The sequence below is a fragment of the Flavobacterium sp. LC2016-23 genome, assembly GCF_009674775.1.
GTDB lineage: Bacteria > Bacteroidota > Bacteroidia > Flavobacteriales > Flavobacteriaceae > Flavobacterium.
Window position 1 is genome coordinate 134,920 of the sequence record NZ_WKKE01000005.1, and the last position, 12,147, is coordinate 147,066.

At 34.4% G+C, this 12,147-nt stretch carries 22 protein-coding genes; all 22 read right to left on the reverse strand.

What is annotated here, in order from left to right; genetic code table 11:
- Positions 1-59 precede the first annotated feature (59 nt).
- Positions 60-1,352, reverse strand: a complete 1,293-nt coding sequence (gene eno / locus GJU43_RS05790; protein ID WP_059114067.1) for a phosphopyruvate hydratase — start codon at positions 1,350-1,352, stop codon at positions 60-62.
- A gap of 101 nt (positions 1,353-1,453) precedes the next feature.
- Complete coding sequence (gene carA, locus GJU43_RS05795; protein WP_154339873.1) at positions 1,454-2,572, reverse strand: glutamine-hydrolyzing carbamoyl-phosphate synthase small subunit; 1,119 nt, start codon at positions 2,570-2,572, stop codon at positions 1,454-1,456.
- A gap of 245 nt (positions 2,573-2,817) precedes the next feature.
- Positions 2,818-3,306: a 50S ribosomal protein L17 gene (rplQ, locus tag GJU43_RS05800; RefSeq protein ID WP_127338519.1), complete on the reverse strand. Its 489-nt coding sequence runs from the start codon at positions 3,304-3,306 to the stop codon at positions 2,818-2,820.
- Positions 3,307-3,342: 36 nt separating this feature from the next.
- Positions 3,343-4,335, reverse strand: coding sequence for a DNA-directed RNA polymerase subunit alpha (locus GJU43_RS05805; RefSeq protein ID WP_127338520.1), 993 nt, complete (start codon positions 4,333-4,335; stop codon positions 3,343-3,345).
- Between the two features lie 21 nt (positions 4,336-4,356).
- On the reverse strand, positions 4,357-4,962 hold the full coding sequence (gene rpsD, locus GJU43_RS05810; protein ID WP_035619621.1) for a 30S ribosomal protein S4: 606 nt from the start codon (positions 4,960-4,962) through the stop codon (positions 4,357-4,359).
- 89 nt (positions 4,963-5,051) lie between these two features.
- The gene (gene rpsK, locus GJU43_RS05815; protein WP_007803677.1) at positions 5,052-5,435 is read right to left on the reverse strand and encodes a 30S ribosomal protein S11; all 384 of its coding nucleotides are present in this window, start codon (positions 5,433-5,435) and stop codon (positions 5,052-5,054) included.
- A gap of 8 nt (positions 5,436-5,443) precedes the next feature.
- Complete coding sequence (gene rpsM / locus GJU43_RS05820) at positions 5,444-5,818, reverse strand: 30S ribosomal protein S13 (protein ID WP_007803675.1); 375 nt, start codon at positions 5,816-5,818, stop codon at positions 5,444-5,446.
- 2 nt (positions 5,819-5,820) lie between these two features.
- Positions 5,821-5,937, reverse strand: coding sequence for a type B 50S ribosomal protein L36 (ykgO, locus tag GJU43_RS05825; RefSeq protein WP_072945378.1), 117 nt, complete (start codon positions 5,935-5,937; stop codon positions 5,821-5,823).
- Between the two features lie 12 nt (positions 5,938-5,949).
- Positions 5,950-6,165, reverse strand: coding sequence for a translation initiation factor IF-1 (gene infA, locus GJU43_RS05830; protein ID WP_007136545.1), 216 nt, complete (start codon positions 6,163-6,165; stop codon positions 5,950-5,952).
- 7 nt (positions 6,166-6,172) lie between these two features.
- Complete coding sequence (secY, locus tag GJU43_RS05835) at positions 6,173-7,519, reverse strand: preprotein translocase subunit SecY (RefSeq protein WP_089049758.1); 1,347 nt, start codon at positions 7,517-7,519, stop codon at positions 6,173-6,175.
- A 13-nt stretch (positions 7,520-7,532) separates the two neighbouring features.
- Complete coding sequence (rplO, locus tag GJU43_RS05840; protein ID WP_007803667.1) at positions 7,533-7,985, reverse strand: 50S ribosomal protein L15; 453 nt, start codon at positions 7,983-7,985, stop codon at positions 7,533-7,535.
- 11 nt (positions 7,986-7,996) lie between these two features.
- On the reverse strand, positions 7,997-8,179 hold the full coding sequence (rpmD, locus tag GJU43_RS05845; RefSeq protein ID WP_017495010.1) for a 50S ribosomal protein L30: 183 nt from the start codon (positions 8,177-8,179) through the stop codon (positions 7,997-7,999).
- Between the two features lie 12 nt (positions 8,180-8,191).
- Positions 8,192-8,716, reverse strand: coding sequence for a 30S ribosomal protein S5 (gene rpsE / locus GJU43_RS05850; RefSeq protein ID WP_085950926.1), 525 nt, complete (start codon positions 8,714-8,716; stop codon positions 8,192-8,194).
- 3 nt (positions 8,717-8,719) lie between these two features.
- The gene (gene rplR / locus GJU43_RS05855; RefSeq protein ID WP_127338521.1) at positions 8,720-9,070 is read right to left on the reverse strand and encodes a 50S ribosomal protein L18; all 351 of its coding nucleotides are present in this window, start codon (positions 9,068-9,070) and stop codon (positions 8,720-8,722) included.
- Between the two features lie 11 nt (positions 9,071-9,081).
- Positions 9,082-9,624 (reverse strand): 50S ribosomal protein L6, encoded by a 543-nt coding sequence (rplF, locus tag GJU43_RS05860; protein ID WP_042565877.1) that lies wholly within the window; start codon positions 9,622-9,624, stop codon positions 9,082-9,084.
- Between the two features lie 18 nt (positions 9,625-9,642).
- The gene (gene rpsH, locus GJU43_RS05865; RefSeq protein ID WP_007803657.1) at positions 9,643-10,041 is read right to left on the reverse strand and encodes a 30S ribosomal protein S8; all 399 of its coding nucleotides are present in this window, start codon (positions 10,039-10,041) and stop codon (positions 9,643-9,645) included.
- 104 nt (positions 10,042-10,145) lie between these two features.
- Complete coding sequence (gene rpsN, locus GJU43_RS05870; protein ID WP_007803655.1) at positions 10,146-10,415, reverse strand: 30S ribosomal protein S14; 270 nt, start codon at positions 10,413-10,415, stop codon at positions 10,146-10,148.
- A gap of 3 nt (positions 10,416-10,418) precedes the next feature.
- Entirely contained in the window at positions 10,419-10,970 is a 552-nt protein-coding gene (gene rplE / locus GJU43_RS05875) for a 50S ribosomal protein L5 (RefSeq protein WP_017495015.1), read from the reverse strand.
- 2 nt (positions 10,971-10,972) lie between these two features.
- Positions 10,973-11,287 (reverse strand): 50S ribosomal protein L24, encoded by a 315-nt coding sequence (rplX, locus tag GJU43_RS05880; RefSeq protein WP_007803650.1) that lies wholly within the window; start codon positions 11,285-11,287, stop codon positions 10,973-10,975.
- A gap of 11 nt (positions 11,288-11,298) precedes the next feature.
- Positions 11,299-11,667: a 50S ribosomal protein L14 gene (gene rplN, locus GJU43_RS05885; RefSeq protein WP_007803649.1), complete on the reverse strand. Its 369-nt coding sequence runs from the start codon at positions 11,665-11,667 to the stop codon at positions 11,299-11,301.
- Positions 11,668-11,669: 2 nt separating this feature from the next.
- Entirely contained in the window at positions 11,670-11,930 is a 261-nt protein-coding gene (gene rpsQ / locus GJU43_RS05890; protein ID WP_007803646.1) for a 30S ribosomal protein S17, read from the reverse strand.
- A 17-nt stretch (positions 11,931-11,947) separates the two neighbouring features.
- Entirely contained in the window at positions 11,948-12,139 is a 192-nt protein-coding gene (rpmC, locus tag GJU43_RS05895; RefSeq protein WP_007803639.1) for a 50S ribosomal protein L29, read from the reverse strand.
- Positions 12,140-12,147: the final 8 nt, after the last annotated feature.

Consider the following 12,147-nt stretch of genomic DNA (forward strand, 5'->3'; position numbering starts at 1 on the left):
TCCAAAAAAAAACCATTCGAACAAACGAATGGTTTAATTTCAATATATAAGTGTTACTATTATTTGATCTTAAAGGCATTTAATCCAGGAAAATAAGCAGTACTTCCTAACTCTTCTTCGATTCTTAATAATTGATTGTATTTTGCCATACGATCAGAACGTGAAGCAGAACCTGTTTTAATCTGACCACAGTTTAAAGCTACCGCTAAATCAGCAATAGTATTATCTTCTGTTTCTCCTGAACGGTGAGACATTACTGAAGTATAACCTGCATTTTTAGCCATATTTACAGCTGCAATAGTTTCTGTTAAAGTACCAATTTGGTTTACTTTTACCAAGATTGAATTAGCAATTCCTCTTTCAATTCCAGTTGACAAACGCTCTACATTAGTAACGAACAAATCATCACCTACTAACTGAACTTTATGTCCAATTTTTTCAGTTAAATATTTCCATCCATCCCAGTCATCTTCATACATACCATCTTCGATAGAAATAATTGGATATTTAGCAGCAAGATCAGCTAAATAATCAGCTTGCTCCTCAGAAGTTCTGATTTTTCCAGTTTCACCTTCAAATTTAGTATAATCGTATTTTCCGTTTACATAAAACTCAGAAGCAGCACAGTCAAGAGCAATCATAATTTCGTCACCGAAAGTATATCCTGCTTTTTCAACTGCCAGCTTGATAGTATCTAAAGCATCTTCAGTACCACCGGCTAAGTTAGGAGCAAAACCACCTTCATCACCAACTGCAGTACTTAAACCTCTGTCATGCAATACCTTTTTAAGGCTATGGAAGATTTCAGTTCCCATTTGCATTGCATGTGTAAAAGAAGTTGCTTTTACAGGGAAAATCATAAACTCCTGAAATGCGATAGGAGCATCAGAGTGAGAACCACCATTGATGATATTCATCATCGGAACAGGCAATGTGTTAGCAGAAACACCACCAACATATCTGTACAAAGGCAATCCAAGTTCGTTAGCAGCAGCTTTTGCAGCAGCCAAAGAAACCCCTAAAATTGCATTAGCCCCTAATTTAGATTTATTTGGAGTTCCGTCTAAATCAATCATTAACTGATCAATTGTATTTTGTTCGAAAACAGAAGTTCCAACTAATTCTTCAGCAATAACAGTATTTACATTATTCACTGCATTTAAAACTCCTTTTCCTAAGAATGCTTTTCCTCCATCACGTAATTCAACAGCTTCGTGTTCTCCAGTTGAAGCTCCGGATGGAACAGCTGCTCTTCCTAAAACTCCGTTTTCTGTTACAACATCAACTTCAATAGTAGGATTACCTCTGGAATCAAAAATTTGTCTTGCGTGAACTTTAATTATAATACTCATTATTTTTGTTTTTTATTAATAAATTATATTTTTTTTCGAAATTATAAAAATATTTAATAGAAAAAAATGCATTCTTACTATTAAACACCTTTACTTATTAACTATATCGTTTTAGCAGCAACCAGTTTTATATTCTCAACAAACTGATCAAACAAATAAGATGAATCATGTGGTCCGGGACTCGCTTCCGGGTGGTATTGTACTGAAAAACAATTCTTATTTTTCATACGCATTCCGGCAACAGTTCCATCATTTAAATGTAAATGTGTAATCTCTAAATCCGGATGATTATCCAATTGCTCTTTATTAACAGCAAACCCATGATTCTGTGAAGTAATCTCTCCTTTACCTGTAATCAAATTTTTTACAGGATGATTGATTCCACGATGACCATTAAACATTTTATAAGTCTGAACTCCATTTGCCAAAGCAATCACCTGATGCCCTAAACAAATTCCGAATAAAGGTTTATCATCAGCCAGAATATCTTTTGCCACTTCGATAGCTCCAAAAAGCGGATCCGGATCACCAGGTCCATTTGACAAAAAGTATCCGTCCGGATTAAATTCAGACATATCTTTATAAGTCGAATTGTAAGGATAAACTTTTATATAACAATCTCTCTTAGCAAGATTTCTTAAAATATTCTTTTTAATTCCAAGGTCTAAAGCAGATATTTTATAGGATGCATTTTCGTCACCAAAAAAATAAGGTTCAGTAGTTGAAACTTTCGATGCCAACTCTAAACCTTCCATATTTGGAACATCATTCAATTCCTTTTTCAATTCTTCAATGGAAGTTCCATCAGTGCAAATAACAGCATTCATTGCGCCGTTGTCACGAATATAACTTACCAAAGCTCTGGTATCCACATCGGAAATGCAGATTAGATTCTGTTTTTCAAAATAGTCCTCTAAACTTCCGGAAGCATCTTCCCTTGAATAGTTAAAGCTGAAGTTTTTACAAACCAGGCCAGCAATTTTAATGCTTTCAGATTCAATCTCTAAATCATTAACACCATAGTTACCAATATGAGCATTGGTAGCCACCATAATCTGACCAAAATAAGAAGGATCTGTAAAAATCTCCTGATATCCGGTCATTCCTGTATTAAAACAAACCTCTCCAAAAGTTTTACCACTAATACCAATAGATTTTCCATGAAAAATAGTTCCGTCGCTTAGTAATAAAATGGCGCTTTGTCGTGTAGTGTATTTCATTCTTTAATTTGTGTTGTTTTTTTTAATTGTTTAATGAAACCTGGCAAGCACATTTCATTTATAATTAGATATTTTGCAAATTTACTTCTTTAAAAGAGTGCTTCCAAAAAAAAATAAAAATTTCATTCATAAAAATAAAACCTAACCCATGAAATAAGTTAAATTTCAATTTAAAAAAACCAAAAAAAAAGGATAAACTAAAAATTAGTTTATCCTTGATTTCTATAGAATCATTACTTTCATAATTATTCAGAAGCTTCAGTAGTCGATTCTGACTCAGCAGCTGGAGCTTCAGAAGTTTCCTCAGCTTTTTTTGCTTTACCACCACGACGGCTTTTTGCTTTTTTAACTTCTTTTTTACCTCCATTGTAAAGTTCATTGAAATCTACAAGTTCGATCATTGCCATATCAGCATTATCTCCCAAACGATTTCCAACTTTAATGATACGAGTGTATCCACCTGGACGGTCACCAACTTTAGCAGCTACGTCTCTGAACAAGTCAGTTACAGCATATTTACTACGTAAGTAAGCAAAAACAATACGACGGTTGTGAGTCGTATCTTCTTTTGATTTTGTAATTAAAGGCTCAACGAATTGTTTAAGCGCTTTAGCTTTAGCAACAGTAGTATTAATACGTTTGTGCTCGATAAGAGAACAAGCCATATTAGCCAACATAGCTTTTCTATGTCCAGTCTGTCTGCTTAAGTGATTGAATTTTTTTCCGTGTCTCATTGCTATTTTAAATTTAATCCGCCGTGGCGGATTGAATTATTCTTTATCTAATTTGTATTTAGCTAAATCCATCCCGAAAGTTAAATTTTTAACTGCAACAAGTTCATCAAGTTCAGTTAAAGATTTTTTACCAAAATTACGGAATTTCATTAGGTCATTTTTATTGAACGATACTAAATCACCAAGTGTATCAACTTCAGCCGCTTTCAAGCAATTTAATGCTCTCACAGATAAATCCATATCAACAAGCTTAGTTTTAAGCAATTGTCTCATATGCAATGACTCTTCATCATACGATTCTGTTTGTGCAATTTCGTCAGCCTCGAGTGTAATTCTTTCGTCAGAAAATAACATGAAGTGGTGAATTAAAACTTTAGCAGCTTCAGTAAGAGCATCTTTTGGATTAATAGAACCATCAGTTTTAATTTCAAAAACTAATTTTTCGTAATCTGTTTTTTGCTCAACACGGAAGTTTTCAATTGCATATTTTACATTTTTTACCGGAGTAAAAATAGAATCTGTAAAAATGGTACCAATTGCAGCGTTCTGTTTTTTGTTCTCCTCAGCAGGAACGTATCCTCTACCTTTTTCGATTGTTAAATCGAAGTTCAATTTGATTTTTGGATCTAAATTACAGATAACAAGGTCTGGATTCAGCACTTGAAAACCTGAAATAAATTTTTGAAAATCACCTGCTGTTAGTTGATCTTTACCAGAAACAGAAATAGTAACTGCTTCATTATCGATATCTTCAATTTGACGTTTGAAACGCACTTGTTTTAGATTAAGGATAATTTCGGTAACATCTTCAACAACACCTGAAATAGTAGAAAACTCATGATCTACACCTTCGATACGAACAGATGTAATTGCATAACCTTCTAATGCTGAAAGCAAAACTCTTCTAAGTGCATTACCAACAGTCAATCCATAACCAGGTTCTAAAGGTCTAAATTCGAATTTACCTTCAAAATCGGTTGAATCGATCATGATAACTTTATCGGGCTTTTGAAAATTAAATATTGCCATAAATTTCGACTAAGTCAATTATTATTTGTTGTACAACTCTACGATTAATTGTTCTTTAATGTTTTCTGGAATTTGAAGTCTTGCAGGTACAGAAACAAAAGTTCCTTCTTTAAGATCATTGTTCCAGGTAATCCATTCATAAACATGACTTGAATTTGATAAAGAACGTTCGATAGCTTCTAGAGATTTAGACTTTTCACGAACTGCAACTTTATCACCAGGCTTAAGGTGGTAAGAAGGAATATTAACAACTTCACCATTTACAGTAACGTGTCTGTGAGATACGATCTGACGTGCACCTCTTCTAGAAGGAGCGATACCCATTCTGAAAACTACGTTATCCAATCTTGCTTCGCATAATTGTAATAAAACTTCACCAGTTACTCCTTTAGTCGCTGATGCTTTTTCGAATAAATTTCTGAATTGTTTTTCTAAAATTCCATAAGAATATTTAGCTTTTTGCTTTTCCATTAACTGAACAGCGTACTCAGATTTTTTTCCTCTTTTTTTAGCCATCCCGTGTTGTCCAGGTGGGTAATTTCTTTTTTCGAAAGATTTATCATCTCCGAAGATTGCTTCGCCAAATTTACGAGCGATTCTTGTACTAGGACCAGTATATCTTGCCATTTTAAATTGTTTAAGATTGAGATTATGAATTCAGGTCTTATCCTTCGATAATCTATTTTCAATCTAGGTTATACTATAAATTTTGAGTACTAAACTCTACGTCTTTTAGGAGGACGACATCCGTTGTGAGGCATTGGAGTAACATCGATAATCTCAGTAACTTCAATTCCACCGTTATGAATAGAACGGATAGCAGACTCACGTCCGTTTCCTGGTCCTTTTACATAAACTTTTACTTTTTTAAGTCCTGCCTCAAGAGCTACTTTACTACAATCTTCTGCTGCCATCTGAGCTGCGTACGGAGTATTCTTTTTAGAACCTCTGAAACCCATTTTACCAGCTGAAGACCAAGAAATAACTTCACCTTTCTTATTTGTCAAAGAAATGATAATGTTGTTGAAAGTGGCAGAAATATGAGCTTCACCCGTTGATTCAACGATAACTTTACGTTTTTTTGCAGTTGCTTTAGCCATATTACTTATTATTTAGTTGCTTTTTTCTTGTTCGCAACAGTTTTTCTTTTACCTTTTCTTGTTCTAGAGTTGTTTTTAGTTCTTTGTCCTCTTAACGGAAGACCAGATCTGTGACGGATACCTCTGTAACAACCAATATCCATTAAACGTTTGATGTTTAAAGAAACCTCTGAACGTAATTCTCCTTCAATTTTGTAAAATGAAACTGCATCACGAATCGCTCCGATCTCATCATCATTCCAATCTTGAACTTTTTTGTCTTGGCTAACTTGAGCTTTTTCTAAAATCTCAATTGCTCTACTTCTTCCTAATCCAAAGATATAGGTAAGTGCTATAACACCTCTTTTATTTTTTGGGATATCTACCCCTGCTATTCTTGCCATAATTATCCTTGTCTTTGTTTAAATCTAGGATTCTTTTTGTTTATTACGTACAATCTCCCTTTTCTACGCACAATAATGCACTCGGGACTTCTCTTTTTTACTGATGCTCTAACTTTCATAGTGAATATCCTTTAATATCGATAAGTAATTCTTGCTTTTGACAAATCATAAGGACTCATTTCCAGTTTCACTTTATCACCAGGTAATAACTTGATGTAATGCATACGCATTTTACCAGAAATATGAGCAATTACGATATGTCCATTTTCTAACTCTACACGGAACATCGCATTTGATAATGCTTCGATGATTGATCCGTCTTGTTCTATTGCTGATTGTTTTGCCATAAATATATTAAGCTACCGCTTTTCTATTTTTACCAGTCTTCATTAAACCATCATAATGTTTGTTTAACAAGTATGAATTGATTTGTTGAATAGTATCTATCGCAACACCAACCATAATTATTAATGAGGTACCTCCAAAAAACATTGCCCAAGATTGTTGTACATCCATAATACTTACAACAATAGCTGGGAACACAGCAATCAAAGCAAGGAATAAAGATCCTGGGAAAGTTATTAAAGACATCACTTTATCAAGAAAATCTGAAGTCTCAGCTCCCGGACGAACTCCTGGAATGAAACCACCGCTTCTCTTTAAATCATCAGCCATTTTGTTAGTAGGTACCGTGATAGCAGTATAGAAAAATGTAAATACAATAATTAATGTTGCAAAAACAAAATTATACCAAAAACCAAAGATATTACTAAAAGCGCCAACAATAGATTGTGATGTATCTGATTTAGACAATCCAGCTACAGCTGCAGGTATAAACATAATTGCCTGAGCAAAAATGATTGGCATAACTCCTGAAGCATTAAGCTTAAGAGGAATCCATTGTCTGTTACCACCTGCTAAATCTTGCTCGTAATCTCCTGTCGTTGTACGACGAGCGTACTGAACAGGAATTCTACGTACTGCCATTGTAAGCAATACACAAGATATAATTACTAATAACCACACAATAATTTCAATAACTAATAACATTGGACCTCCATTGTTATTGGTAACTCTGGTTGTAAATTCTTGTATAAAAGCTTGCGGTAAACGAGCTAGGATACCAACCATAATCAACAATGAAATTCCATTTCCAATACCTTTATCCGTAATTTTTTCTCCAAGCCACATAGCGAAAATTGTACCAGTAACTAAGATAATAACAGAAGAGAACAAAAATTCAGGTGAATTAAAGCCTAGTAAGAATGCACTTCCAGGTAACGTTCTGTATAAATTGTAGATATAAGTTGGACCTTGAACCAGTGTAATAGCTATAGTCAACCAACGAGTGATTTGATTAATCTTTTTTCTGCCACTCTCTCCATCGTTTTGAAGTTTTTGCAAATAAGGAATCGCAATTCCCATCAACTGAACAACAATAGATGCAGAAATATAAGGCATAATACCTAAAGCAAAAACTGAAGCTTTAGAGAAAGCACCTCCTGTAAACATGTCCAGGATAGATCCTAAACCATTTTTAGTTTGTCCCGCTAAACCTGTTAATTGAGTTGCGTCAATACCAGGCAGCGTTACATGTGCACCAAAACGATAAACCAAAAGCAATCCTAATGTAATTAAGATTCTATTTTTCAGTTCTTCGATTTTCCAAACATTACTTATTGATTCAATAAATTTCTTCATCTTAATAGATAAGTTATATAGTTACAGCTTCTCCACCAGCAGCTTCAATAGCAGCTTTTGCAGTAGCAGTAAATTTGTGGGCAGTTACTTTTAATTTTGCTTTCAACTCTCCTCTACCTAAAATCTTAACGATTTCATTTTTGGTAGCAAGACGGTTAGCTACATAATCTGTCATAGAAACAGAATCAGTAATCACACCATTGTCTACTAATAATTGAAGCGTATCTAAATTAACACCTTCGTATTCTTTACGATTGATGTTTGTGAAACCAAACTTAGGCACACGTCTTTGAAGTGGCATTTGCCCTCCCTCAAAACCAATCTTTTTAGAATAACCAGAACGAGATTTTGCTCCTTTGTGACCTCTTGCAGAAGTACCACCTTTTCCTGAACCTTCTCCTCTACCTAATCTTTTATTTTGATTGTGTGTTGACCCTTCAGCTGGTTGTAAGTTACTTAAATTCATAACAGTATTTGTTATTTAGCTTCTTCGACAGAAACTAAGTGTTTAACTTTGTTTATCATACCAAGGATAGCAGGGTTTGAATCATGCTCTACAACTTGTCCCATTTTACGTAGACCTAAAGCTTCCAAACCTCTCTTTTGAGAAAGAGGACAGTTGATTTTGCTTCTTACTTGTTTTACTAATAATTTAGCCATAATTTCCTTGAATTAACCTTTAAAAACTTTTTCTAAAGAAACACCTCTTTGTTTTGCAACAGTGTGAGCGCTTCTCATTTGTAATAAAGCATCAAAAGTTGCTTTTACCACGTTATGAGGATTTGATGATCCTTGAGATTTAGATAATACATCGTGAATACCTACTGATTCAAGAACTGAACGAACAGCTCCACCAGCAATAACTCCTGTACCATGAGACGCAGGAATTAAGAATACACGCGCACCACCAAATTTACCTTTTTGTTCGTGAGGAACAGATTGTCCGTTCAAAGGAATTTTTACTAAATTTTTCTTAGCATCTTCTACTGCTTTCGCAATTGCTTCAGAAACATCTTTAGATTTTCCTAATCCGTGACCAACTACTCCGTTTTCATCACCTACAACTACAATAGCAGAAAAACCGAAAGCTCTACCACCTTTTGTAACTTTAGTAACACGATTAACACTTACCAGACGATCTTTAAGTTCAAGACCACTTGGTTTTACCAATTCTACATTTTTGTATTTAGACATAATATATTAGAATTTAAGTCCAGCCGCTCTTGCGCCTTCTGCTAATGATTTAATACGACCGTGATACAAATATCCACCTCTGTCAAAAGTGATGGTATCAATCCCGGCTTTTAACGCTTTTTCAGCAACTAGTTTTCCAACTGCAGCAGCTACTTCAACGTTAGTACCTTTTCCTATTTCTTTTTCTCTTGAAGATGCAGCTAATATAGTAACTCCGTTTACGTCATCAATAAGTTGAGCATAAATTTCTTTGTTACTTCTAAACACAGATAGTCTTGGGTTAGTAGCAGTACCACTAATCGTTTTTCTAATTCTGAATCTAATTCTCTGTCTTCTATCAGATTTTGTTAATGACATAATCTTATTTTTTAAGCTGATTTACCTGCTTTTCTTCTTAATACTTCACCCACAAATTTAACACCTTTTCCTTTATATGGCTCAGGCTTACGGAAACCTCTGATTTTCGCAGCAACCTGACCTAAAAGTTGTTTATCAAATGATGTTAATTTTACGATAGGGTTTTTACCTTTTTCAGATATTGTTTCTAGAGCTACTTCAGGAGCAATTTCTAAAACAATATTGTGAGAATATCCAAGAGCTAAATCTAACTTTTGACCTTGGTTTGAAGCTCTGTAACCAACTCCAACTAATTCAAGTTCTTTTGTAAAACCTTCAGACACACCAATAATCATGTTGTTGATTAACGATCTGTATAATCCGTGTTTTGCTCTTTGGTCTTTATGATCAGACGATCTTTCTAACAGAACCTGATCGCCTTCAACTTTTACAGTAATGTCCGAAAACTCCTGAGTTAGTTGACCTTTTTTTCCTTTTACCGTAACGATACCGTCTTTAACTTCTACAGTTACTCCAGCAGCGATTACAATTGGGCTTTTACCTATTCTTGACATCTTATCTAGTCTTTAAAATTAGTATACGTAACAAATTACTTCACCACCTACATTTAATTGTTTCGCTTGTTTTCCAGTCATAAGACCTTTTGAAGTTGAAACAATTGCAATTCCTAATCCGTTAAGGATTCTTGGTAATTTGGCAGCACCTGCGTATTTACGTAAACCAGGTTTACTAATTCTTTGGATATCTTTAATTACAGGCTCTTTAGTATCTTTATCATACTTCAAAGCAATTTTGATTGAACCCTGAACGGTGTTGTCCTCAAATTTGTAACTCAAGATATAACCTTGATCAAATAAGATCTTAGTTATTTCTTTTTTTAGATTAGAAGCTGGAATTTCAACAACTTTGTGGTTTGCAGCCACAGCGTTACGAACTCTAGTCAAATAATCTGCAATAGGATCTGTATACATATGTATTTGATTGCGACTATGGTTTTCGGGAGGCACTCGCCTCCCGAACCTTTAATCAATTAAAATTATTTTTTGGTTTGCAAAAGTAGTAACTTATTGCGAGATTACCAAGACGCTTTTTTAACTCCAGGAATTAACCCGTTATTAGCCATCTCACGGAAAGTTACACGTGAAATACCAAATTGACGGATATAACCTCTTGGTCTACCTGTTAATTTACAACGATTGTGCAAACGAACTGGTGAAGCATTTTTAGGTAATTTTTGTAAACCTTCAAAATCTCCGGCTTCTTTCAAAGCTTTTCTTTTCTCAGCATACTTAGCTACCGTTTTCTCTCTTTTCACCTCACGGGCTTTCATTGATTCTTTAGCCATGTCTTAATTCTTTTTAAAAGGTAATCCTAATTCAGCCAATAATGACTTTGCTTCCTTGTCTGTTTTTGCAGTAGTAACAAATGTAATATCCATTCCTGAAATTTTGTTTACTTTGTCAATATCAATTTCAGGGAAAATGATTTGCTCCAAAACTCCAAGGTTGTAATTACCTCTTCCGTCGAAACCAGTAGCTTTGATACCACTAAAATCTCTAACGCGTGGCAAAGCAGAAGTAATAAGTCTATCTAAAAACTCATACATTCTTTCACCACGTAAAGTAACTTTTGCTCCAATAGGCATCCCTTTTCTCAATTTGAATGACGCAACGTCTTTCTTTGAAATTGTAGATACTGCTTTTTGTCCAGTGATCTTTGTTAACTCATCAACTGCATAGTCAATAAGTTTTTTATCAGATACAGCTGCACCAACTCCACGGCTCAAAACGATTTTTTCAAGTTTTGGAACTTGCATTACGTTTGTATATCCGAATTCCTCTTTAAGAGCAGAGATTACTCTACTCTTATATTCTTCTTTTAGTCTAGGTGTATATGCCATTACTATAGTACTTGATTAGATTTTTTTGAAAATCTTACTTTCTTATCTCCTTCTACTCTAATACCAACTCTAGTTGTTTCCTTTGTTTTAGGATCAATTAGTGAAATGTTAGATATTTGTATAGAAGCTTCTTTCTTAACGATACCACCTTGAGGGTTTTTAGCACTTGGTTTTGTATGTTTCGAAACCATGTTTACACCTTCAACTATCGCTTTATTTTTCTCACGGTAAACACGTAAAACTTTACCTTCAGCACCTTTATGGTCTCCAGCAATAACTCTTACGATATCTCCTGATTTAATTTTTAGCTTTATCATCTTAAAACGAATTAAAGCACTTCTGGTGCTAATGATACAATTTTCATGAATTGTTTTTCACGAAGTTCTCTTGCTACCGGACCAAAAACACGTGTTCCTCTCATTTCCCCTGCAGCGTTCAAAAGAACACATGCATTATCATCGAAACGGATATAAGAACCATCAGCTCTTCTCACTTCTTTTTTGGTACGTACAACAACTGCAGTTGAAACAGCTCCCTTTTTAACGTTACCGTTAGGAGTTGCATCTTTAATAGATACTACAATCTTGTCACCAACAGAGGCATACCTTCTTTTGGTACCTCCTAAAACACGGATAGTTAAAACTTCTTTTGCTCCCGTGTTATCTGCTACTTTTAGTCTTGATTCCTGTTGTACCATAATTATTTAGCTCTTTCTAAGATTTCAACTAATCTCCAACATTTTGTTTTACTTAAAGGACGCGTTTCGCTAATTCTTACAGTATCTCCAATGTTACAGTCGTTTGTTTCGTCGTGTGCAACGTATTTCTTTGTTTTCAACACGAACTTACCGTATAATGGGTGTTTTACTTTTCTTACTTCAGCAATAACAATAGATTTATCCATTTTATTTGAAGTAACAACACCTATTCTTTCTTTTCTTAAATTTCTTTTTTCTTCCATCTTTCAGCAGAATACAATTATTGTAACTCTCTTTTAGTTAGCTCTGTAGCCAATCTTGCAACTGTTCTTCTTACACTTCTGATTTGAAGTGGGTTCTCAATTGGAGAAATAGCGTGGGCCATTTTTAGGTCAGCATATATCTTCTTAGTTTGACTAAGTTTTTCTTGCAACTCCGCTGCAGAAAGATCTTTTATTTCTGATTGTTTCATAATATACT

Bases quoted from the DNA above. Each gene is read 5' to 3' on its own strand.
- rplQ (WP_127338519.1), bottom strand. From the start codon at position 3,306: ATGAGACACGGAAAAAAATTCAATCACTTAAGCAGACAGACTGGACAT.
- rplO (WP_007803667.1), bottom strand. From the start codon at position 7,985: ATGAATTTAAGTAACTTACAACCAGCTGAAGGGTCAACACACAATCAA.
- rpsH (WP_007803657.1), bottom strand. From the start codon at position 10,041: ATGTATACAGATCCTATTGCAGATTATTTGACTAGAGTTCGTAACGCT.
- rpsN (WP_007803655.1), bottom strand. From the start codon at position 10,415: ATGGCTAAAGAATCAATGAAAGCCCGTGAGGTGAAAAGAGAGAAAACG.
- rplX (WP_007803650.1), bottom strand. From the start codon at position 11,287: ATGATAAAGCTAAAAATTAAATCAGGAGATATCGTAAGAGTTATTGCT.
- eno (WP_059114067.1), bottom strand. From the start codon at position 1,352: ATGAGTATTATAATTAAAGTTCACGCAAGACAAATTTTTGATTCCAGA.
- rpsQ (WP_007803646.1), bottom strand. From the start codon at position 11,930: ATGGAAGAAAAAAGAAATTTAAGAAAAGAAAGAATAGGTGTTGTTACT.
- infA (WP_007136545.1), bottom strand. From the start codon at position 6,165: ATGGCAAAACAATCAGCAATAGAACAAGACGGATCAATCATCGAAGCA.
- rpmC (WP_007803639.1), bottom strand. From the start codon at position 12,139: ATGAAACAATCAGAAATAAAAGATCTTTCTGCAGCGGAGTTGCAAGAA.
- rpsK (WP_007803677.1), bottom strand. From the start codon at position 5,435: ATGGCTAAAGCAACTGCAAAAAAACGTAAAGTTATCGTTGAATCAACG.
- rplE (WP_017495015.1), bottom strand. From the start codon at position 10,970: ATGGCATATACACCTAGACTAAAAGAAGAATATAAGAGTAGAGTAATC.
- ykgO (WP_072945378.1), bottom strand. From the start codon at position 5,937: ATGAAAGTTAGAGCATCAGTAAAAAAGAGAAGTCCCGAGTGCATTATT.
- rplR (WP_127338521.1), bottom strand. From the start codon at position 9,070: ATGTCATTAACAAAATCTGATAGAAGACAGAGAATTAGATTCAGAATT.
- rplN (WP_007803649.1), bottom strand. From the start codon at position 11,667: ATGGTACAACAGGAATCAAGACTAAAAGTAGCAGATAACACGGGAGCA.
- rpsM (WP_007803675.1), bottom strand. From the start codon at position 5,818: ATGGCAAGAATAGCAGGGGTAGATATCCCAAAAAATAAAAGAGGTGTT.
- rpmD (WP_017495010.1), bottom strand. From the start codon at position 8,179: ATGGCTAAATTATTAGTAAAACAAGTAAGAAGCAAAATCAACTGTCCT.
- carA (WP_154339873.1), bottom strand. From the start codon at position 2,572: ATGAAATACACTACACGACAAAGCGCCATTTTATTACTAAGCGACGGA.
- secY (WP_089049758.1), bottom strand. From the start codon at position 7,519: ATGAAGAAATTTATTGAATCAATAAGTAATGTTTGGAAAATCGAAGAA.
- GJU43_RS05805 (WP_127338520.1), bottom strand. From the start codon at position 4,335: ATGGCAATATTTAATTTTCAAAAGCCCGATAAAGTTATCATGATCGAT.
- rplF (WP_042565877.1), bottom strand. From the start codon at position 9,624: ATGTCAAGAATAGGTAAAAGCCCAATTGTAATCGCTGCTGGAGTAACT.
- rpsD (WP_035619621.1), bottom strand. From the start codon at position 4,962: ATGGCAAGATATACTGGTCCTAGTACAAGAATCGCTCGTAAATTTGGC.